This window comes from Mesobacterium hydrothermale (assembly GCF_035818635.1).
Taxonomy (GTDB): Bacteria; Pseudomonadota; Alphaproteobacteria; order Rhodobacterales; family Rhodobacteraceae; genus Mesobacterium_A; species Mesobacterium_A hydrothermale.
Map to the genome: position 1 here is coordinate 207,991 of NZ_JAYLLH010000004.1, position 22,044 is coordinate 230,034.

The 22,044-nt window shown below is 63.3% G+C and carries 18 protein-coding genes and 1 tRNA gene; 11 read left to right on the top strand and 8 right to left on the bottom strand.

Annotated features, from left to right (window positions below; all coding sequences use genetic code 11):
* Positions 1-59: 59 nt before the first annotated feature.
* The 4 genes from VK792_RS04965 to VK792_RS04980 are packed head-to-tail and all read left to right on the top strand — an operon-like array spanning position 60 to position 3,839.
* Entirely contained in the window at positions 60-1,229 is a 1,170-nt protein-coding gene (locus tag VK792_RS04965) for a M20 aminoacylase family protein (protein WP_326296246.1), read from the top strand.
* The gene (locus VK792_RS04970) at positions 1,229-2,392 is read left to right on the top strand and encodes a M20 aminoacylase family protein (protein ID WP_326296247.1); all 1,164 of its coding nucleotides are present in this window, start codon (positions 1,229-1,231) and stop codon (positions 2,390-2,392) included. The genes VK792_RS04965 and VK792_RS04970 overlap by 1 nt, the downstream gene beginning before the upstream one ends.
* 9 nt (positions 2,393-2,401) lie before the next feature.
* Positions 2,402-3,370: an agmatinase gene (gene speB, locus VK792_RS04975; protein WP_326296248.1), complete on the top strand. Its 969-nt coding sequence runs from the start codon at positions 2,402-2,404 to the stop codon at positions 3,368-3,370.
* A 37-nt stretch (positions 3,371-3,407) separates the two neighbouring features.
* A complete protein-coding gene (locus VK792_RS04980) occupies positions 3,408-3,839 on the top strand; it encodes a DUF1499 domain-containing protein (RefSeq protein ID WP_326296249.1) in 432 nt (143 codons plus the stop codon).
* Between the two features lie 2 nt (positions 3,840-3,841).
* Here the strand turns inward: VK792_RS04980 and VK792_RS04985 are convergent, their stop codons facing one another.
* Entirely contained in the window at positions 3,842-5,473 is a 1,632-nt protein-coding gene (locus VK792_RS04985) for a hypothetical protein (RefSeq protein WP_326296250.1), read from the bottom strand.
* A 109-nt stretch (positions 5,474-5,582) separates the two neighbouring features.
* Here VK792_RS04985 and prfA point away from each other — a divergent pair, with 109 nt between their 5' ends.
* The 3 genes from prfA to VK792_RS05000 all read left to right on the top strand — a co-directional run bounded on the left by prfA (position 5,583) and on the right by VK792_RS05000 (position 8,442).
* Positions 5,583-6,644 (top strand): peptide chain release factor 1, encoded by a 1,062-nt coding sequence (gene prfA / locus VK792_RS04990; RefSeq protein WP_326296251.1) that lies wholly within the window; start codon positions 5,583-5,585, stop codon positions 6,642-6,644.
* Positions 6,645-6,780: 136 nt separating this feature from the next.
* The gene (gene prmC, locus VK792_RS04995) at positions 6,781-7,617 is read left to right on the top strand and encodes a peptide chain release factor N(5)-glutamine methyltransferase (protein WP_326296252.1); all 837 of its coding nucleotides are present in this window, start codon (positions 6,781-6,783) and stop codon (positions 7,615-7,617) included.
* A gap of 219 nt (positions 7,618-7,836) precedes the next feature.
* A complete protein-coding gene (locus VK792_RS05000; protein ID WP_326296253.1) occupies positions 7,837-8,442 on the top strand; it encodes a DUF4167 domain-containing protein in 606 nt (201 codons plus the stop codon).
* Between the two features lie 7 nt (positions 8,443-8,449).
* On the opposite strand, the gene rsmA is transcribed toward VK792_RS05000, so the two are convergent.
* The 6 genes from rsmA to lptF all read right to left on the bottom strand — a co-directional run bounded on the left by rsmA (position 8,450) and on the right by lptF (position 15,936).
* Positions 8,450-9,292, bottom strand: a complete 843-nt coding sequence (gene rsmA, locus VK792_RS05005; protein WP_326296268.1) for a 16S rRNA (adenine(1518)-N(6)/adenine(1519)-N(6))-dimethyltransferase RsmA — start codon at positions 9,290-9,292, stop codon at positions 8,450-8,452.
* Between the two features lie 87 nt (positions 9,293-9,379).
* A complete protein-coding gene (gene pdxA / locus VK792_RS05010; RefSeq protein WP_326296254.1) occupies positions 9,380-10,345 on the bottom strand; it encodes a 4-hydroxythreonine-4-phosphate dehydrogenase PdxA in 966 nt (321 codons plus the stop codon).
* On the bottom strand, positions 10,342-11,565 hold the full coding sequence (locus VK792_RS05015; protein WP_326296255.1) for a peptidylprolyl isomerase: 1,224 nt from the start codon (positions 11,563-11,565) through the stop codon (positions 10,342-10,344). The genes pdxA and VK792_RS05015 overlap by 4 nt, the downstream gene beginning before the upstream one ends.
* An 11-nt stretch (positions 11,566-11,576) precedes the next feature.
* A complete protein-coding gene (locus VK792_RS05020; RefSeq protein WP_326296256.1) occupies positions 11,577-13,718 on the bottom strand; it encodes an LPS-assembly protein LptD in 2,142 nt (713 codons plus the stop codon).
* A complete protein-coding gene (gene lptG, locus VK792_RS05025) occupies positions 13,718-14,812 on the bottom strand; it encodes an LPS export ABC transporter permease LptG (protein WP_326296257.1) in 1,095 nt (364 codons plus the stop codon). The genes VK792_RS05020 and lptG overlap by 1 nt, the downstream gene beginning before the upstream one ends.
* Positions 14,809-15,936: an LPS export ABC transporter permease LptF gene (gene lptF, locus VK792_RS05030; protein ID WP_326296258.1), complete on the bottom strand. Its 1,128-nt coding sequence runs from the start codon at positions 15,934-15,936 to the stop codon at positions 14,809-14,811. Before lptF ends, lptG begins: the two co-directional genes overlap by 4 nt.
* Positions 15,937-16,078: 142 nt before the next feature.
* Between lptF and VK792_RS05035 the strand changes: the two genes are divergently transcribed.
* From VK792_RS05035 to VK792_RS05045, 3 genes are all read left to right on the top strand, one after another.
* Positions 16,079-17,545, top strand: coding sequence for a leucyl aminopeptidase (locus tag VK792_RS05035; RefSeq protein WP_326296259.1), 1,467 nt, complete (start codon positions 16,079-16,081; stop codon positions 17,543-17,545).
* A gap of 4 nt (positions 17,546-17,549) precedes the next feature.
* A complete protein-coding gene (locus VK792_RS05040) occupies positions 17,550-18,026 on the top strand; it encodes a DNA polymerase III subunit chi (protein ID WP_326296260.1) in 477 nt (158 codons plus the stop codon).
* A 98-nt stretch (positions 18,027-18,124) separates the two neighbouring features.
* Positions 18,125-18,201: transfer RNA gene (locus tag VK792_RS05045), tRNA-Met, on the top strand.
* Here VK792_RS05045 and VK792_RS05050 read toward each other — a convergent pair.
* Positions 18,158-19,807: a recombinase family protein gene (locus VK792_RS05050; RefSeq protein WP_326296269.1), complete on the bottom strand. Its 1,650-nt coding sequence runs from the start codon at positions 19,805-19,807 to the stop codon at positions 18,158-18,160. The genes VK792_RS05045 and VK792_RS05050 overlap by 44 nt on opposite strands.
* Before the next feature lie 620 nt (positions 19,808-20,427).
* Here VK792_RS05050 and VK792_RS05055 point away from each other — a divergent pair.
* On the top strand, positions 20,428-21,621 hold the full coding sequence (locus tag VK792_RS05055) for a DUF932 domain-containing protein (protein ID WP_326296261.1): 1,194 nt from the start codon (positions 20,428-20,430) through the stop codon (positions 21,619-21,621).
* The last annotated feature ends 423 nt before the right edge of the window (positions 21,622-22,044 follow it).

Here is a 22,044-nt window from a genome sequence, read left to right on the forward strand (position 1 = left end):
CTTGCCTTTCGTTTCGTGTTCCCATGGGGATGTCCGATCTTTTCACGCGAGTCCACCCAATGCCCGTTCTCAACCGCATCGCCGGCTTTGCCGAGGATATGAAAACCTGGCGCCGCCATATTCATATGCATCCCGAACTGGGGCTGGACTGTCATGGCACCGCCGCCTTCGTGGTCGAACGCCTGCGCGAGATCGGGGTGGATGAAATCCACACCGGAATCGCGGAATCAGGGGTTGTCGCGGTGATCAACGGGCAGGGCGACGGGCCGGTCACCGCCCTGCGGGCCGACATGGACGCGCTGCCGATGGACGAAGCGACGGGCGCGGACTGGGCCTCGACCGTGCCGGGGCGGATGCACGCCTGCGGGCATGACGGACACACGACGATGCTTCTGGGCGCCGCGCGTTACCTGGCAGAGACCCGCCGATTCAGAGGCAAGGCCGTGCTGATCTTTCAACCAGCAGAGGAAATCATCGGCGGTGGGCGGCTGATGGTCGAAGAGGGCATCATGGACACCTTCGGGGTGGACGAGGTGTTCGCCATCCACACCGATCCCTTTGCCGATCTGGGCATGCTGCGCACCACGCCGGGGCCGATCATGGCGGCGGTGGACGATTTTTCCATCACGCTGACGGGCAAGGGCGGCCATGCCGCCTATCCGCAGGACTGTGTCGATCCGATCCCGGCGGCACTGGCGCTGGGGCATGCGCTGATGTCGATCCCGGCGCGCAATGCCGATGCGCTGAAATCGCTGGTGGTGTCGCTGACGCAGGTGCATTCCGGCAGCGCCTTCAACGTGATCCCGGAAAAGGCGACGCTGACGGGCACGGTGCGCAGTTTCGATGCCGCCTTGCAGGATCGGGTCGAACAAAGGTTCCACGAGATCGTGGAAGGCATCGGCACGACCTATGGTGTCAAGGCAGAGCTGCATTACCAGCGTGACTACCCGGCGACGATCAACCACGCCGAGCAGGCCGCCTTTGCCGCCGAGGTCGCGCGCGAGGTGACGGGGGCGACGCGCGTCGTCGATGACCTGTCGCCCGAGATGGGGTCAGAGGATTTCAGCTTCATGCTGAATGCCCGCCCGGGCGCCTTCCTGTTCCTCGGGCAGGGTGTCGGGCCGTCGGTCCATCACCCGGAATTCGACTTCAACGACGAGGCCGCGCCGATCGGGGCATCCTTCCTGGCGCGGCTGGTCGAAAAACGCAATGGAACGGAGGTCGCCTAATGGCTGTCATCAATCGTATCGCCGGCTGGGCCGAGGAAATGGCAGGCTGGCGCCGCCATATCCACCAGAACCCGGAACTGGGGCTGGACTGTCACAAGACCGCTGCCTTCGTCGTTGAAAAACTGAAGGAATTCGGGATCACCGATATTCACGAGGGGATTGCGGAATCCGGGCTGGTGGCGATCATCGAAGGCCATGGCGACGGGCCGACCATCGGGTTGCGCGCGGATATGGACGCCCTGCCGATGGACGAAATCACCGGGCTGCCCTATGCCTCGAACACGCCGGGCAAGATGCACGCCTGCGGCCATGACGGGCACACCACCATGCTACTCGCCGCTGCGCGCTACCTGGCAGAGACGCGGAATTTCGCGGGCAAGGTCGCGCTGATCTTTCAACCCGCCGAAGAAGGCGAAGGCGGTGGCCGCATCATGGTCGAAGATGGCATGATGGATCGCTTTGATATCAAGGAAGTCTACGGCATTCATAATGCTCCGGGCGAGCCAGCCGGCCACATCGGCACCGCGCCCGGACCGCTGATGGCGGCGGTTGATACCTTCTGGATCGACATTCAGGGCGTCGGCGGCCACGGCGCGATGCCGTACCAGACCAAGGACCCGATCATGCCCGCCGTGGCCATGGTCCAGGCGTTGCAGACCATCGTCAGCCGCAACGTGAATGCGCTGGACCAACTGGTTGTCACGGTTACACAAATTCACGCTGGATCCGGCACAAATATCATCCCGGACACGGCCCGGATCGTCGGCACCGTGCGCAGCTTCAAGCCCGAGATCCGCGACCTGGCCGAGGCCCGGATGACTCAGATCGTCGACCATCAGGCCAAGGTTTTCGACATGGAGGCCACGCTGGTTTACGAACGCGGCTATCCGGCCACGGTCAACGACCCCGAAAAGGCCGCCTTTGCCGCCGAGGTGGCGAAACAAGTGGTCGGCGAAGACCGGGTGAACGCAAAGTCCGAACCAATCATGGCGGCCGAGGATTTTTCCTACATGCTGGAGGCGCGGCCAGGGGCCTACCTGTTCCTGGGGCAGGGCGACACCGCCGTTTGTCATCACCCCGCCTATGATTTCAACGACGAGATCGCGCCGGTGGGCGCCTCTTTCTTCGCGCGGCTGATCGAAACCGCGCTTCCCCTCAAGTAAGGACCACAGATGTCACTGGAAGACGCCAAGACCCAGATCGACCACGCTTTCACGCGCGACGATCTGAAAGGGCTGAGCTTTGAAAACGTGTTCGGCGGCGCCCCGTCGTTCCTGCGTCGGAAATACACCAAGGACCTGAAAGGCGCGGATTTCGCGGTGACCGGCGTGCCGTTCGACCAGGCGGTGACCAACCGCACCGGTACCCGCTTTGGCCCGCGCGCGATCCGCGAGGCCAGCGCGCTGCAGACCGTGGACAAGCCCTATGGCTGGGATTTCAACCTGCTCGAGGAATTCGCGATTGCCGATTACGGCGATCTGGCGTTCGATTACGCCGATGTCGCGGCCTTTCCGGCCGCGCTGCATGCCCATATCGCGGGCCTGCTGGCGCAGGGTGTGGGGACGGTGACGCTGGGCGGCGACCATTTCATCACCCAGCCGATCCTCAAGGCCTATTCCGAAAAGTTCGGGCCGATGTCCGTGATCCAGTTCGATGCCCATACCGACACCTGGCAGGATGACGAATTCCACCGCATCGACCATGGCACCTTCATGTACAAGGCGATCAAGCTGGGTTATGTCGATCCGTCGCGGTCGGTACAGGTCGGCATCCGCACCGACAATCCCGATACGCTGGGCGTGACGATCATCGACGCCCGCGAGGTGCACGAGATCGGCCCGCATCGTGTGGCGGAACGGATCAAGGGCGTTGTGGGCGACCATCCGACCTATCTGACCTTTGACATCGACGGGCTGGACCCGGCCTTTGCCCCCGGCACCGGAACGCCGGTCTGGGGCGGGCTGTCCAGCCATCAGGCGGCCGTTGCCTTGCGGGAAATCGCCGGGATCAACCTCGTCGGCGGCGATGTGGTTGAGGTCAGCCCGCCGTTTGATACCACTGGGGCAACGGCAATCGCCGGGGCACATGTGGCGACAGAGATTCTCTGCCTTCTGGGGGCGGCGAAGCGCGCGGGTCACTGACGCGCCCCGAAAGGGACGGGCACAACGGCGGATGAACATGAAACGCAGGAAGGGACGCGGGCGCTTGGTGCTGTGGCTGATCATTCTGGCGACCCTCTCGGCGCTGGCCTGGATCCGGTTCGCCCCGAGCGCGGTGGCGCAGTGGCATGTCGATCCGCATGTCACCGCCAACCAGGACCTGGCCGATGGTGTCCGTCGCAGGCTGCCGGCGGAACCGGGACGGATGGAGGCGCTGGACGCAATCATCCGCGCCACACCGCGCACCCGTGTCCTGGCGGGCAGCGCCCGGGATGGTTTTGTCACTTACGTCACCCGCAGCAAGTGGTTCGGCTTTCCCGATTACACCACCGTCCGGCAAGAGAATGGCCAGATCGGCATCTGGGGCCGGCTACGCTTTGGCCTGTCGGACATGGGGGTGAACAAGGCGCGGGTCGATGGCTGGCTGGCCAGCCTGGACAAGACCCCCTGACCCTAGTCGGCGCAAAGCGCCTTGCGGGTCACCTCGTCCGGCGCCGCCCCCAGCGCGATCAACAACTCTGAAGAGGGGGTCGTGCCGACCCGCCCCAGAAGCGCGGAATTGGCCTCGGCGACCGCGGCAAGCGTCTTGCGCCCCGGCAGGCCATCGGCGGGTCCCGCGTCGAAACCGGCCGCGTTCAACCGGGTCTGAAGCTCTGCCGCGATGGCCGGATCGTTGAAATCGACCATGCCGCAAAATTCGCTGGGCAGGGCCAGGACCTCTGCCGGGCCGGACAGGAACGGATCGTCGCTGTCCCGGGCCCATTCCGGGATCCGGGCAAAGTGGTCCAGCGCCTGCACCCGCGCCTGCCGCAGCAGCCGCGACCGGCTGAGCGCGAAGACCGCCCGCACCAGGCCGGACCTGTCGTATTCCCCCATGTCTTCGGGGGAAAGATTGTTGCCGAACAGCGGGCAAGAGCCATACTCCGGCGCGAAACCGGTGCAATAGACCAGGTGGCACGAGTCCTGGGTCTCGCAGATATCGACGTGCCAGCGATTGTCCGGCAGGCGCGCGGCGTAACAGGCGAAATCCAGCGTATCGGTGAAGGTGACGAAACTGTCTTCGCCGCTGCGCAGGTTGCGCAGAAGGTCGGGCACCGGCGGTGCGCCCATGGCCTCGAAGGCCGAGGCGCAGACATCGAGCGCAAGCCTGCGCGACACCGAGGAGGCGACCAGCGGACCACGTCCCAGCAGGCTGGCGATCCGCGCCTTGCGGCCCTGGGACAGAAAGCTCAGCCGGCTGGCAGGGGTGTCGTACATCTGGCGCAGCACGCTCATGTCGATCCGGGCGGACAGGAACTGCCGGACGGCCTCTGACTTGGCGATATCCATCAGGCCAAGCGCGGTGCGCAACTGTTCGGCATCATAGCTGCCGTCCGGCACATCGACAGAGGGTTGATGCACGCCGATCTTCGCGCTGGCAAAGGCAAAGCGGCGCGGGTGGAAGTCCCCGGCGTAGTCGGTATAGCCCGCGACGAAGGGAAAGATGCAGGCCGAAGCGCAGGTGGCGCGGTCTTCGAGCAGGGTTACCAGCTGGAACTCCCGCACGACTTCGGCCAGTTTCAGCGCCTCGGCAAGGCTGCCGCCCGGGCTGTCGAGGCTGAGCGTGGCGCTGTGCGGACAAAAGCCGTCGCTGACGCAATTCAGAATGTCCCCGCGTGTCAGCAGCGCGCGCAACGCTTCGGCGTCGCCGCGTTCGATCTTGCCCGTCAACCGGATCAGGCGCCCGAAATTCAGCGTCTGCACCGCGGCGAACAGGTGCCGTTCCATCGGCCCGAAAGAACCGTCGTTGGAAAACAGCGCGCTGTATTGGCCATAGACCGTGGGCAGGTCGCTGCCATCCCAGGACGGGATGTCCGCGTGCGGCCGCAGGATTTCAGAGAACTCCGCAAGCCCCATGTCGCGGTCGCCGTAGCGGCAGTGCGACGGCAAGATGAATTCGGCGAAATTGCGCACCAGCGGTTCGGTGGCACAGCTTTCGGCGATCGGGTTCGATGCCGCGACCTCCAATGTTGCGCCGTGGCCGGTGCGGGGAAGTGCCGTCAAGAGGCACAGGATCATCGTCGGGAACAGGTTTCTTGCGATCATCGGGCTTTCGTTGAATGTCCGTCGTGGGAATGGTCCCAGCTAAACATGCCGTCCGCCGGTGCCACAACCCCGCTTGACCTGGGCGGGGCAATGGGTGAACTAACCCCGCATGATCGCCGAAGACCGCCTTGCCCAGATCCTGCAAAGGTTCGAATACCTCGAAGCCGTCCTGTCGCAAGGCACGGGCGATATTGCCGCGATCAGCCGGGAATATGCCGAGATGCGTCCGGTGGTCGAGCAGGTCCGCGCCTATCGCGCCCTGCTGGCCGACCTGGACGAGGCCCGCGCGCTGCTGGCCGATCCCGACATGCGCGAACTGGCCGAGGAAGAACTGCCGCGTCTGAAGGCCGCGCTGCCAGAGGCGGAGGCGGCGTTGCAACTGTCTTTGTTGCCAAAGGATGCCGCCGATGCGCGGCCCGCGATCCTGGAAATCCGCCCCGGAACAGGGGGCGAAGAGGCGGCGCTGTTTGCTGGCGACCTGCTGCGGATGTACCAGCGCTATGCCGAAGCACATGGCTGGCGCTTCGAGATCATCGAGGAACAGACCACCGAACTTGGGGGCATCAAGGAAGTCGTTGCCCGGATCGCGGGCGACAACGTCTTTGCCCGGCTGAAGTTCGAATCCGGCGTGCACCGGGTGCAGCGGGTCCCGGCGACGGAATCCGGCGGGCGTATCCACACCTCTGCGGCCACCGTTGCCGTGTTGCCCGAGGCCGAGGATGTGGATATCGAGATTTCGCCCAACGACATCCGCATCGACACGATGCGCGCCTCGGGCGCCGGCGGGCAGCATGTGAACACCACCGATTCCGCGGTGCGGATCACCCACCTGCCCACCGGGATCATCGTCACCAGTTCGGAAAAGTCCCAGCACCGCAACCGCGAGATCGCCATGCAGGTGTTACGGACCCGCCTGTTCGACCTTGAACGTCAGAAGGCTGACAGCGAACGATCCGCCGATCGTCGGGCGCAAGTGGGTACCGGCGACAGGTCTGAACGCATCCGGACCTACAACTTTCCGCAAGGGCGCATGACCGACCACCGCATCAACCTGACGCTCTACAAGCTGGACCAGGTCATGCAGGGCGAGCTTGACGATATCATCGACGCGCTGACCACCGATGCACAGGCGCGGCTTCTGGCAGAGATGGAAGGGGGCGCGGAGAGGTGAGGCCTTACGCTCCGGTCCGCGCGCCTGGATGCGAGGGCGCAAGCGAGGGGGCTGTCTGCCCCTTCGCGCTCCCTCGAGGATATTTCAGGCAAGATGATGGGAAGGGCGCGTGCGCCGCTTTCAAGGGCGTTGAGAGATGACCGGTTCAGAACTGTTGGCCCGCGCGACGCGTGAGATGACCGCTGCCGGCGTTCCCGATGCCGGGCGCGATGCCCGTCGGTTGCTGGCTCATGTGCTGAAAGTTCCGCCGGGGCGGCTGACACTGTTCCTGCCCGAACCGGTGGCGCCGGAACTGACCGTGATTTTCAACGCGATGATCGCAAGGCGCTGTGACCGGGTGCCCGTCAGCCACCTGACCGGCCGACGGCAGTTCTATGGACGCGAGTTCCTGGTCACCCCTGAGGTGCTGGATCCGCGGCCCGAGACCGAAACCCTGATCGAAGCGGCCCTGTCCGAGCCATTCGATACCGTCCTGGATCTGGGGACCGGGTCCGGGTGTATCCTGTTGACGCTTCTGGCCGAAACCACCGGGACGCGCGGGCTGGGAACCGACCTGAGCGCCGCAGCGCTGAACGTTGCGTTCTGGAACCGCAACGCTCTGAAGCTGGAACCGCGGGCGGCGCTGGAGCAGGGCAGCTGGTTTGCCAATGTACCTGCGGTGACCTTCGATCTGATCGTATCGAACCCGCCGTACATCGCGCTGGACGAGATGCCGAATCTGGCGCCCGAGGTGCGCGACCACGAACCCCGTATGGCGCTGACCGACGAAGCAGACGGGCTGGACGCCTATCGCCAGATCTGCGCGGGCGCTGTCGCGCATCTGTCCCCGGCAGGACGGCTGATGGTCGAGATCGGCCCGACGCAAGGCCAGGCCGTGGCGGCAATGATGGCAGCAGGCGGATTGAAGCAGATTTCGGTGATTCGAGATCTGGACGGGCGGGATCGGGTTGTCAGCGGGCGTCTTGCGGGATGAACAAAGCGTCGCAGATCATCGGTTTCCGCCGGTTTTCAGCGTTTTTTGCTTGTCATCGCGGGCCTGACATGATTACTCAGGTTCAGTCGCGGCGGCTGAGACGCTCTTGAGGGTTTCGCGCGCGACTGTAAGCCAGAAATCTCTATGGTCCGGCTATGACGCACCTTCGGGTGACGCTAGTGACCGGCAAAGCTCACAAGTCAAGGCTGACAGGCAAGTATGCGTTCCTCAAAATCTCGCTCGCGCTCCAAGGCGAACCGCAACCGTTCCACTCTGGGCAACGTCGTAAACCGCGTTTTCGACAGTTCCGGCCCCGAGGGCAAGGTGCGCGGCACCCCGCAGCAGATCATCGACAAGTACAACCAACTGGCGCGCGATGCGCAACTGGCAAACGACCGGGTTGCGGCGGAAAACTTCCAACAGCATGCCGAACACTATCTGAGGATGCTGAGCGAAGCGCAAAAAGACGCTGACGCCCGTCGTGAGCAGCAGGAGCGTGAAAACCGCGAGCGCCAGGCTCAACGCGACCGCGATCGTGCCCAACGCCAAGAACGCGAAAGCAACGGCGACAGTGGCGAAGACGAGGGTGATTTCAACACCGATCAGTCACCCCCCAATGAGGCGCCCGATCATCAGCCCGGTACCTCGGCCGAGGTGATCGACCTGTCGGACGGCGACGACAATGCCAGCGGCCTGGTTGAAACCCCGGAAAACCCCGCCGGTGAAGAAAAGCCGAAAAAGCCCCGCGCCCCGCGCAAGCCGCGCAAGAAACCGGCAGAAGCCAAGGCCGACGCGCCGGAAGCACCGAACGACGCCGCCGAATAAGCCGGCACTACCGGCGCGCGGCCACCTCGCGCGCCAGGGCGCAGAATTGTTCCAGCGACACCTGTTCTGCGCGTTCCGTCGGGGCGATTCCCGCCACCAGCAAGGCATCCTCAAGATCCGGCACCAATCCCTTCAACGCGGCGCGCAACATCTTGCGGCGCTGGTTGAAGGCGCGCGCAACCACCGCCTCCAGAACCTTTGGTTCTGCGGCAAAGCGCGGCGCCGCAAGGGCGCGCAGATGCACCACGGCTGAGCTGACCTTGGGCGGCGGCGTAAAGGCTGTGGGGGGCAGGTGCAGCACGATCCGTGCCTCGCAGCGCCATTGTGCCAGTACCGCCAGCCGGCCATAGGCCTTTGACCCCGGGGCGGCGACAATGCGCTCGGCCACCTCCTTCTGAAACATCAGGGTCAGGCTGTCCCAGAACGGCGGCCAGATCGCCGGCGTCAGCCAGCGCACCAGCAATTCTGTACCGACGTTGTAAGGCAGGTTTGCCGCCACCGCGATCGGCGGCGTCAGATGCGCCAACGGATCAACCAAAAGCGCATCGCCCTCGATCACCTGCAACCGTCCTGGCGCTGCCGCGGCAATCTGGTCAAGCGCAGGCAGACAACGGGCGTCCTTTTCTATCGCCAGAACCTTGCGTGCGCCTTCGATCAGCAATCCACGTGTCAAACCGCCGGGACCGGGACCGATTTCCAGAACATCATGACCCGCCAAATCCCCCACCTGCCGCGCGATCTTTGCCGTCAGGTTCAGGTCCAGCAGGAAATTCTGACCCAGCGATTTCTTCGCCGACAACCCGTGATCGGCGATCACATCGCGCAGCGGAGGCAGATCCTTGAGTTCCATATCCATCATCTTGCTTCAAATATCCTCGGGGGAGCGCGAGGGGGCAGACGGCCCCCTCGTTCCCGCACTCTCAGTCTTCGCGCCGCCTCAAACCGCGCCCCCCGCCAGCCGCCAGGCCAGCCGCAGGGCTTCGATCGTTGACGAGGGATTGGCAATACCTTGGCCGGCAATTTCAAAGGCAGTGCCGTGGTCGGGCGAGGTGCGAATGAAGGGCAGGCCAAGCGTCACGTTCACCCCTCGGTCGAAGTCCAGGGTCTTGATCGGGATCAGCGCCTGATCGTGATACATGCAGATCGCCACGTCATAGGTTGCGCGCGCGGCGGCATGGAACATGGTATCGGCCGGCAAGGGGCCGCGGATGTCCATGCCCTCGGTCCGCAGCCTCTCCAGCAACGGAGTGATCAACGTGATCTCCTCGTGGCCCATGCGGCCGCCTTCGCCGGCATGCGGGTTCAGACCCGCCACGGCCAGGCGCGGGTGTGCGATCCCGAATTGCCGGATCAGCGCGGCATGGGTGATGCGGATGCGGCGTTCCAGCAGTTCGGTCGTCAGCGCGCGCGGCACGTCGGCCAGCGCGATATGGATCGTGATCGGCACGACACGCAACCTGTCAGAGGCCAGCATCATCACCACATCCGACTGTCCAGCCAGGTGGGCCAGGTATTCGGTATGGCCGGGAAAGGCGAACCCTGCGCCTTCGGCCAGCGCTTGCTTGTGGATCGGCAGGGTGCACAGGCCAGAGGCCGCGCCGGCCTGCGCCAGTTCGACCGCACGGGCGATGGCGGCAACCACGCCCGCGGCCTGGGCCGGTTGCGGAACGCCCGGGGTGCGCGGGCCGTCAAAAGCCAGGGGAAGGACCGGCAGGCCATCACACCCCTGCACCTCGTCCGGCCTGTCGATCATACAAACGGGCGTGTCGTCGGGCAGGTGCGCAGGATCTCCGATCAGGAAGAACGGCACCGACCCGCGCAAAGCCTGCCAAGCGGCCACGGCCAGTTCAGGGCCGATCCCAGCCGGTTCGCCACAGGTGAGGGCGACGGGGGCGGGGGTCATTTCTGAACGATGCGGGCCTGCGCACGCAGTTCGGCCAGGAAACTGTCGGACATCGAGGTCAGGCGCTGATTGCGCAGACCCAGCGACAGCTGTTCGCGGTCGGCATCTTCGGTCAGTTTCAGCGTCCGACCACAGAGCATCAGCAACATCAGGGTCTGGCCGCCGTTGCGCGTCAGCGTCGTCGATACTTCACCCGGGTCCATCTTGCTCAGTTCGATGGCGATATCGTTCGAGATGTCGGACGGTGGCAATGTCACGCGCTGCAGCACCTCTTCGGGTTGGCCCTTGGCAATGCCATAAAGGTCATCGCAACGGTCCAGCTTGCTGGCGATCACGCGGGCCTGCGCCAATGCCTTGGGATCGCGTCCACCGGGTATCATGTAGGTCGCGTATTCCACCGCCCCGATTTCCGGAGCGGCATACCCGGTTTCCTCGATCGCGCGCAGTTGGAACAGCGCGACGGCGTTGGGGATCGGCAGCGGATCGGTGACATCCCCCGGCGCAAGGCCAAGGATAATTGGTTGCAGCACCGGCGGCAAATCGGTCAGGTTCTGCCAGGGCAGGCGGCCCCCGGCGCCCCGCGTGGGCGTTGCGGAATACTGGCGCGCAAAAGACGAAAACTCGGCCTCTGACTTCGACTGTGAAATCCGGTTGGCGCGTTCCATCACCGCGGCGTTCTGGGCTGGCGGGGCCGGCATGATGATTTCCGACATCAACACGCGGATATTGCTGCCGCGGCCGGCACCGGACAAGGCGCGGTCAAGCTCTGCGTCGCTCACGGTGACGCGCCCGGCGTATTTTGCCTGCACAAGTTGCCGCCAGCTGACCCCAGCCTTGACGAAATCGCGAAACGTCTGTTCAGCGACCCCCTGCTGGGCCAGCGCCTTGACGAATTCCTCGCGGCTGAGATTTGCGCGTTGCGCGAATTCTTCCATCCCCTGCTGGACTTCTTCCGGGGTCGGTTCAACACCGGCGGTCCGGGCCGCTTCGACGCGCAGGCGGTCGTCGATCAACTGATCGCGGGCGACCTCGATCGGATCGCCGGGCGCACGCAGGACGCGCAGCATCTGGGCACGCTGTTCGATCTCGTAGCCTGTGATCACCATGTCATTGACGCGGATCACCGGCGAAAACAGCCCCTGTGCCTGCGCCAGGGGCGCGGCAAGGGCCAGCATCGCGGCGCAGACCAGCGTGGCAAGACGGGGCAGAGCGGGTGTCATTCTTTGTCCTCTCAGCTACAGGTCCGACGGAAATCCTTGGCGCTGCCGCCGGTGCTGAACCCTTTCAGCGACACGGTCAGGCCGAAGTCCGTCGATGGCTCGACGTTAGTGGAACTGGCATAGCGGCGCGAGACCGAAAAGCCCACCTCTACGCATTCGTTACGGTAATCCAGCCGCAGGCTGGTTTTTGCAAGGTCGTCTGATGACAGGTCATAGCGCCAGTTGGCGGTGGCTGTCCAATAGCGGTTAAGGTCATAACTGCCGTCGAAATTCCATTCCGACAAGCTGCGGGTACGGCCTTCTGCCGCGTCGGCGGGCAGCAGCACATAGGTCGCCCCAAGGTCATAACGCCCACGGCTCAGCCCGGCGCGGGCCTCGGCCTTGCCGACGTTCAAGCTGTCGTTCATCAGCCCCCGCGCCGTCAGTGACAGCCCCCACTGGTTGGAAAACTGTCCGGCGATCAGCCAGTCCGACATCGTGCCGGTCAGCCCCGACGACGCGGTAAAGCTCGCATCGGCGGCATCGCGCCAGATCCGCCCGATTGTCAGCCCCGCGCTCCAGCCGCCGGGGTCGTCGCGGCGCCAGCGCAGACCCATGGCTGAAACAGCACCGCGCTCGCGCCGGTCGGCGGACGGAAAGCGCGACAGCGACAAAAGGTTGCCTTCGTCGAATTCGACGCGGGTGCTTTCGTCATTGGGCAGGGCATGGCGCATGCCACTGACCCAGCCCGTCTGCATGATCGGTTCGACTATCACCCGCGCACCGCCAGCGGTGGTTTTGACCCAAGGCCAGCGCAATTCCAGCGACGTAGCCGAGGTCAGTTGCGACACGTCCGACGCCATTGTGCTGTCCTGGCGGATGCGAAACCGATCGGCCCAGACCGTCGCTGTGATCCCGGCACGGATCCCCGCAGGCAAGGTCCAGCGATTGAGATACGTGAAGGACGCGTTCAGCCGCGCCACGTCGCGCCCGTCGATAATGGTGTCGGCATCGGCGCTGTCGATGTCCAGGTCGGAATAGCGGTAGTGGCCGTGGGCCGTCAGCGCAGTGCGGAATTCGCCGCCAAGAATTTTGGGGAAAAACCGTTTTTCCATCCGCACATCGCCGACGATCGTGGGCTGGGTGGCGTTGTCTTCGTTGGTGCGCAGGGATTCGAAGTGATACGCCTGCGCAGTCAGGATGCCGTCGCGCCGGACCTTTTCGACCGTCAGGTTGGATTCCAACCTGTCCTGGTCGGAATAGTTGTAATCTGACAGGTAGGACGGATCGCTGACGGTTTCGATCGAAAACCGCAGTTTGAAGTCGTGGGGCAGATCGAAGGCGCCATCGGCAAACAACCTGCCGCGCGCGGTGTCGCGTACCAGCGTGTCCTGGCTCAGCGCGGCGTTGATCTCGATGTCGCCATTGGCAAAGGCGCGGCGCATGCGCGCTTCCAAGGTGCGCGTCACGGGCGAGATGTAGGGCGTCAACGTCAGATCGGTGTGATCCCCGATCGGGATGAAATAGGGCGCACGCACGCCGAAACCCAAAAGCGTGCTGGACCGGAACTCAGGGATCAGGAAGCCGCGCGCGCGTTTGAGCGTCGGGTCGGGAAGGCGCAGGCGCGGCATGTAGAACACAGGCACATCCAGCACGCGCAACTGCGCCTGGTCAAAATAGATCTGGCGTTCCTGCTGATCGTGGATCACTCGCGCGGCGCGCAATTGCCACAGCGGCACGTCGTTCGGCCCGCAGATCTGGCAAGAGGTGACTGCCACCTTGGACATTGACGTATAGCGCCCACCGACGCGGCGCGCCTCGACTGCTGCGAACTGCAACTGTTCGTCCAGCACCATGCGCGCACCGCGCAACAGTCCGTTCTCGAACCCCGTGTCCAGTTCTGCCGCGTCGGCGATCAGAACATTGCCGGTCTCGTCCGTGATCCGTACCGGGCCTTCCACGCTGACGCTGTCGCTGGCCTTGTCATAGACGATCCGGCTCGCGGTCAGGCGCTGACCGTTGTGCAGCGCCTCGACATTGCCGGTCGCGATCAGCCGGTTGTCATTTTCCACATAGACCTGATCGGCCAGCAAAAGCGCCGGATCGTTGGCCGCAGTCTGCGCCGCCGCAAGCGACGCGGTTGCCATGAACACGGCAAGAGGAAGCCAGCGCATCAACCTTCCTCTCTTTGCAGGATCAGACCCAGGGCCAGAAGGATCGACGCCACCGGCGGCGCCCAGGCGGCAAGGATCGGGTTCACCTGTCCGTTTTCTCCCAGGATCTGGGCAAAGTTGCGAACATAATACAAGCCAAACCCCAGCAGCACTGCCGCCAGCACGGATGTGCCGGTGCGCCCCATCCGGGCATGGCGCATGGTGAACGCGGCCCCGACCAGCACCATGGCCAAAAGAAACAGCGGCTTGGCAAGTTCCATTTGCAACCAGACAAGATGCCGGCGGGCAGAGAAACCCGCGACCTCAAGCTGGCGGATATAGGTGGGCAGATCCCAGATCGGCACCGCCGAGGGCGTTCCGAAACTGTCGCGGATGCCTTCTTGGGTCAGGGTCGATGGCAGGCGCAGTTCCTTGAAGGTTTCGGAATTGGCCTCGGCGTTCTGGTTGCCGACCAAGGGCCAGACCTTGGCGTTGCGCAGCACCCAGGCCCCGTCCTGCAACCGGGCCGAGTTGGCTTCGACCCGCTTGTCGGGGCCAACGCCGGGGGCATAGCCGACAAAGGTCACGTCATACAGCACACTGGCATCGGCGTTGGCGCGCGAGGCCCGGATCACGGTCTGCCCGTTGGCATCGCCCTGCCGCAGCCACAGCCCTTCGGACCCAATGGAAAAGGTGTTGACGCCACCGTTTCGGTAAAGTTCCTTCAGGTCGCTGTAGCGCTTGGACGTGGCGGCAACGATCGGGTTGAGCATTGCCACCGCAAGACACCCCAGCAGCAGCGCGGTCAGCGCAGGCGACAGAATCGCAACGGTGCCCGACCGGCCGGCTGCGCGGATCACCACCAGTTCCGACGACCGTGCCAACCCAAGAAAGAGCGCAATCGCAGACAGGATCATGATCAGCGGCAGGATCTGATAGATGCCTTCAGGCGTATTCAGCAGCGTCAGTTTGAAAATGTCGCCAAAGCCGACGTAGGCATCGAACCGACGCATCTGTTCGACAAGATCAAGCAGCGTCAGAAAGGCAAAAAACACCGCGAAGATCGTCGCGAAGGTGAGCAGAAACCGGCGGGCGACGTAAAGATGCAAGGTCATGCCGTCACCTCTTTCGCAGGGCGGTGCCTGCGGAACGGTTTCGACGTCCATTGCAGCATGCCGGCCGCCAGCACCAGCCCCACAACACTGGGCAGGTAGATGAGCGGCCAAAGGTTGGCATCGCTGCGCACCGGGTCTGTCACCGCACTTTCCGCAAGCTTGACGACCACCAGCAGGAAGATTGCGCCAACGATCTGGCGCCCGACGCCAAATCGGCTGAAACCGCCCAGCAGCAGCGTGGAAAAACCGATCAATGCCGCCACAAGGCACAGCAGCGGTTGCTGGAACCGGCTGTGCAGTTGTTCCATCACCCTCGGCAGGGATTCGTCGGTCAACCGCGCCGCCTTTTGCGGATCGGTCAGCAGTAGCACCGTGGACAAGTGATCCAAACGGGTGCGGGAAACGTCATCTGTTGTCAGAAAGCCGCTGACATCATAGGTGAATTCCGAAAAATGCGTCGTCGCCAGCCGTTCGGTTTCCGCGAAATAGCTTTGCGCCATACCTTCCAGCATCACCAGCCGTGGCGCGGTATCACCGCGCAGCAAATAGGCCTTGTTCGCGGTATAGGTGACCGAGCGGTCCTCTTGCCGGCGGTCCGACAGGTAGACATCCAGCAATTCGCCGTCGTCAGTGATGTCGCGAATGTAAAAGGTCACCCCTTCGGTCGGATGCAGGAACATACCTTCTCGCAAAAGTCGCGCGGAAAGCGAGCCCGAGATCTCGGCCTCTCGCCGGGCCAGTTGCGATGACGATGCCGGGATCAGCAGATGGGTCAGGATCGACATCATCACCATCAGGATCACCCCGAAGGCAAAGACCGGCCGCGAAAGCCGCCACGGGCTGAAACCGGTGGCCTGCACCACGGTCAGTTCGCTGTCGTTGGACAGCCGGTTGGTCACATAGACGGCCGCGGCAAAAGCCGCCATCGGCAGCACAAGCCCGATCACCTTGGGCAGGGACAAGGCCGTAAATTCAAGGAACACGCCCGCGGAATGGCCATCGGCAATCAGCCGGTCGAACAGGATCACCGCGCGATTGACCCAGTAGACCGACACCAGGACCAGCGCGAAGAACCCGAACAGAACCATCAACTGCGACAGGACGTATCTGTCGAATCGTGCCAAAGACCAAAATCCCCCTGTCGTCCTGACTGACGCAGACTTTACCGGAACAGGGCTTGGGGGAAAACCACGCTCTGGTCAATGCCCCGGTCGCGCGCTACCCATGGGCAAAGCCTCGCCAACAACACAAAAAAAGGAACCCCACATGACCGATCTCCGTTCCATTTCCTTTTCTGCGCCCGATCAGGAGACCATTGCCGAGGCCAATGGCCACGTAGCGATCTTCGTGGATGCAGATGGCAAACTGGATGCGTTGGCGCGCAAGGTGAATACGCTGACCCGTGGCGCGGTGAAACGCGTGGTGGAAGGGGCCGGTTGGGACGGCAAGAAACCCGGTCAGGTGCAAACGCTGAGCTATCCCGCCGGGTTGGCGGCAGATGCGCTGCATATTATCTGCCTGCCACGTCGCCCCACGGTGATCGAGGCGCGCAAGGCCGGGGCGATGCTGGCCAAGGCCGCCGGAAAATCCGCGCTGACGCTGCTCTGCGGTACGCTGAAACGGGCAGAGGATCTTGCGATGGGTCTGGCGCTGCGCAGCTATGACTTCACCGACCACAAGTCCGACAAGGGCGAAGCGCCGGCAGCCGCGACCGTTCAGGTCAACGACCCCGCCGCGGCCGAGGCCGCCTTTGCCCCGCTTGCCGCAGTGGCCGAGGGCATTTTCTTTACCCGCGATCTGGTGAACGAACCGGCCAACGTGCTGACCACCACCGAATTCGCCAACCGGCTGGACGCGATGGCCGCGTTGGGGCTGGAGGTCGAGGTTTTGGAGGAAGACAGGCTGGCCGAACTGAAAATGGGTGCACTGCTGGCGGTGGGGCAGGGCTCTGCCAGCCCGTCCAAGGTTGTGGTCATGCGCTGGACCGGTGGTGGCGAAGCAGCCCCGCTGGCACTGGTCGGGAAGGGGGTGGTTTTCGACACCGGAGGGATCTCGTTGAAACCCGCTGGCGGCATGGAAGACATGACGATGGACATGGGTGGCGCGGGCGTCGTTGCCGGCACGATGATGGCGCTGGCCAAACGCAAGGCCCAAGCCAATGTCGTGGGGCTGGTCGGACTTGTGGAAAACATGCCCTCAGGCGCTGCAACGCGTCCGGGGGACGTGGTGACCTCAATGAAGGGCGATACGATCGAGGTGATCAACACCGATGCCGAAGGCCGGTTGGTGCTGTGTGACGTGATGTGGTACGCGCAGGAAACCTTCAAACCTGCCGCAATGATCGATCTCGCCACCCTGACAGGGGCCTGTATCATCGCGCTGGGGCATGAAAACGCGGCCGTTTATGTCAACGACGATCCGCTGGCGAAAAACCTTTTGTCGGCAGCAGAGGTCGAAGGCGAGGGTGCGTGGCGAATGCCGCTTGGTCAAGCCTATGACGACATGCTGAAATCCCCGATCGCTGACATGAAGAACGTCGGCGGTCGTCCCGCCGGGTCGATCACCGCCGCACAGTTCCTGAAGCGTTTCGTGCAGGACGGTACCCCATGGGCCCATATCGACATTGCCGGCGTTGCACATCGCGCGGGCGAACACGACCTTGGTCCGCGTGGGGCGACGGGGTGGGGCGTCATGGCGCTGAACCGGCTTGTTCGGGATAGCTACGAGGGGTGATGCCGTGGGCGCGGCCTATTTCTATCACCTGACGCATCGCCCGCTGGAGGTCGCGCTGCCGCAACTGCTGGACCGCGCCCTTGCCGCAGGCTGGCGGGTGGCGGTGCGCGGCACGGATCCGGGGCGGATAGGCTGGCTGGACGAAAAGCTTTGGCTTGGACCTGAAGAGGGGTTTTTGCCGCATGGCTGTGCCGGGGGCGCGCATGACGCCCATCAGCCGATCCTGCTGACGACGGCGCGCGACGCGGCCAACATACCGCAGTGCGTGATGACAATCGACGGCGCCCCGATCGACGCGGCAGAGGTCAAGTCATTGCAACGGGTCTGCATCCTGTTCGACGGCACAAACGGCGACGCGGTGCAGGCTGCGCGGGTGCAGTGGAAGGCGCTGACCAGCGCAGGATGCGCGGCGCAATACTGGGCCGAAGACGGCGGACGCTGGGAATGCCGCGCCGAACGCCCCGCAAGCGACGACACGTAAGGAAGTTTCGCGCGGGCCCTTGAAATTAAAACAAAAAAATCTTCCGAAAGGGGTTGCGCTCCGTGTAACAGAAGCGTAAATCACCCCCTACCAAGTGACGCGGGATGGAGCAGCCCGGTAGCTCGTCAGGCTCATAACCTGAAGGTCGTAGGTTCAAATCCTACTCCCGCAACCAACGATTTCTGCGAAAGCAGGTTGTCCAAAGCCTCGGCCTCCGAAAGGAATTCGGGGTTTTGCTTTCCGGCTGCAAAGCGCAGGATCGCTCCCAGGTCGCCCCGAAGGACGATGGAGAGTTCGCCGTTCTCTGGCACGAGGGTGATTTCATCAACGAGTGACCGAAGGACGTCGACGGCGGCGCCTCGATCTTCCTCGGATTGCAGGTTCTCGCAGAGCTTCGCGATCCGATCCTGATACATCCGTGCCATGTTCGGGTGCAGCAATGGCGGCGGCTCATCGGCATTGTCCAGAAGCTCAGTCAACTCCGCCTTCCTCGCCTCCAGCTTCTCGGCCTTCTCTTTGAGCTTTGCGGGCGGGAAGCCCTGAAGAATAGCATCGACCATCTTGTCGAGCTCTCGGTCAACCTTCTCGAGTTCGCTTCTCCAGCCGGCCAGGTCGGCGCCGCGCTCGATCCGAAGCCGATTTACCTCGCGCGTGAACTCGGCGCAGAATTCATTGAAGAGCTCCGGCGACATGAGATGCTTCCGAAGACCATTCAAGATCGACGCCTCCAAGGCATCCCGACGAATGTTCAGGCGGTTATCGCATGTGCCCTTGTTCCGCGACGCTGCGCAGCCAAGCAGGTCTTTCGAAATCAGGGAGTACCCGCCACCACAGCACCCGCACTTGATGAGGCCGGCGAAAAGGTGCTTCGGCCGCCGTCTATCGTTCATCGGATTGCTGCCTGTCGCCGTCGTATCAAACGAAAGGCTCTTTTGCCTTTTCTTCACCGCGTCCCAGAGATCCTGGTCCACAATCCGAAGGTCCGGGACCTCCTGGACAACCCATTCACTTTCCGGGTTCGGGCGGGAGACGCGCTTACCAGTGTCAGGATCCTTCATGTATCGCAGACGGTTCCAGACGAGCCTACCAATGTAGAGTTCGTTGTTGAGAATGCCCGTCCCTCGTTTCGGATTCCCGTGGATCGTCGAAGGCCCCCATTCCTTGCCCTGCGGTCCGGAAATGCCCTCCCGGTTCAAGGTCATTGCGATCGTCCGCGATGATTGTCCGGACAAGTAATCCCTGAAGATGCGCCGAACGACGTTTGCTTCGGCTGGGTTGATCTCCCGCTCGCCCCGATCGTCCGGATCGGCCGTGCGAATGACGTCATACCCATAACAAAGCCCACCACCGGAGCGACCCTTCTCGACGCGCCCGCGGAGACCGCGGCGGGTCTTTTCGGCTAGATCCTTGAGGAAGAGTGCGCCCATCGTTCCCTTGAGACCGATGTGCAATTCGCTGACCTCGCCTTCGGACAGCGTCACGATACTCACCCCTGCAAAGCGCATCCGCTTGTAGAGCCCGGCGATGTCCTCCTGGTCCCGGGAGAGACGATCCAGCGACTCCGCGAGGATGACCTGAAAGCGACCCTTCAGCGCATCCGAGATCAGTTCCTGAACGCCGGGGCGAAGCAGGGACGCCCCGGAAATCGCGCGATCCGTATAGCTGTCGATGATCGTCCAGCCTTCCCGCTCGGCACGTGCACGGCAGATGCGTAGCTGGTCCTCGATCGACGCATCACGTTGGTTGTCAGATGAATACCGAGCGTAAAGCGCTGCCTTCATGCGATAGCCCCCTTAATCGCGGAGGCGAGCCTGTGCATGCCGCCTGTTCTCTGTCTCAACGAAATCTCTCGCCGCCTGCCGTGCCAACAGGCGAACAAGGTTGACCAGCCGCGGATCATCGCCAGCAGAAGAGAGGCGTGCGATGTTGTTCTCAGTCGCTCCGCCATCCCGAGATGGTTCTTGGGCGACTTCTGAGGCGTCAGCCCCCGGCCTATGTTTGCGGTCCCATTCCATAGTCGCCAGCCTGCCAGAGGGTGGCGCGCGTACGAAGGAAAAAGCCGATGCAGAATAGAGGGTTGAAGGTGGGTTGAGCGCGCATTTTCGTAGCATGGCGTATAAATGGCTGCTTTAGCGTCGCGCAAATCGGCGGCCCGGAAACCGGAGATACTGCGCTGTTCTATGCGATTTCTCACCATTTCGGGGTCCTTAGCTGTGGCGGGGTCCGAAGACCGTTGCCTGAAAGAAGTCTGCCATAGGCTGCCCGGATCGCGCAACGCGGGTGTGCTTGAGGCGCGGGAAGCCGCCACTGGACCGGCGAAAGAGCAAGAGACTGGAGGGGGTGCCGTGACGGGTTGAGGGCTGGAGGAGAGGCCTCCGGCGCCCGTCGCGGAGGTTTCCCCATGAATACCGAAATCATCGATGCCGGGCGTCATATGAGCGGCGGCTACAGGGTGGATGTGTCGCGCGGCGAGAACGTGGACCGCGTGTCGTCCGAGTGGTTCTCGCGGCCGGATGACGAGCGGTATCTGTCGCTCGACGACCTTTTCGCCTCGGTCAAGGGCCGGGCGGAGCGGAGCCGGACGCGCACGGTGGAGAGCGCAGCGATCCAGGTCGAAGCGCATCGCGACGACCCGGAGAAACTGAGCCTTGTTCTGCCGGGCACGGATGAGCCCATCGCGCCGACGCATTGGTCTTTCGGCCAGCTCTCGAGCCTCGTGGGCGCGCCCGCAGCATACTTGCGGCAACTTCCCGCGCCGCTGGCCGGGATCAACCTGCAATACGGGCTGACGAACCACCGGGCCGAGCAGATCAAGACGATGGAAGTCGCAGATGGCCGTACCGAACTGCGCGCGGTGACGGGCCCCGATTATGGCCGGATCTACGACCATGAACTCGTTTCCGCCGTGAAGCGGATCGCGGGCAACGGCACCGGCGACACGCGCTGGAAGGTGCCGGGCGTGCTCGACTGGTCGACCGGCATCTACAACCCGCGCGTGGACGTGACGAAGGAGACGACGACGCTCTATGCCTCGGACCGCGACGTGTTCCTGTTCCTCGTCGATGACCTAAACCCGATCGAGGCGGGGCTGCTACCGGACGGATCGCCCGACCTCTATTTCCGGGGGTTCTACTGCTGGAATTCCGAGGTGGGCGCCAAGACGCTCGGCATCGCCAGCTTTTATCTCCGGGCCGTTTGCCAGAACCGCAACCTCTGGGGCGTCGAAGACTTCCAGGAGATCACGATCCGGCACTCGAAATACGCCGCCTCCCGCTTCGCCCACGAGGCCGCCCCGGCGCTTAGCCGCTTCGCCGAGTCCTCGCCGGCGCCCTTCATCGACGGCATTCGTGCGGCGCGGGAGAAGATCGTCGCGCGGTCGGACGAGGACCGGCAGGACTTCCTCCGCAAGCGCGGATTCTCGAAGGCGGAGACGGGGCGGATCGTCGAGACGGTCCTGGCCGAGGAAGGCCGGCCGCCCGAGAGCGTCTTCGACTTCGTGCAGGGGATCACCGCGGTAGCCCGATCGAAGCCGCAGCAGGATGCACGGTTGGTGATGGAGGGAAAGGCGAAGGCGTTGCTGGAGAAAGTAGCATAGCAGTTGCCTGGAAAACAGATCGCATTCGGAGAAGAGAGTTCTGTCGAGTCCTGAGCCTGCCCAATGGCGACCAAAGTCAGTGCTTAACACGACGATATGTCAAAGCTAGGTCGCGCCGTGCTTGACACACCACTTAGATTCTATGACTCTATCTGGCTATTGAAGACTCAGTGTTTTGAAGCAGTGGCAACTCAGTTGGGAGGCGTTTTATGGGTGGTACCGCAGCGGCACCTCAGCCAGACCATGAAGGCGAGGAACGAGTACTTTCATTGGTACTTGGGCAATTGGACGGCTTGCCACTAGATCCAGACGCGCATGAAATGCTCTCTCAACGCGCACATGACGCTGGCGTGCCCCCATCGGGTGGTCCGGTTAAAATGTTAGTGCATCGTAGGCCTCTGGTCTATCGGGACGATGCTTTCC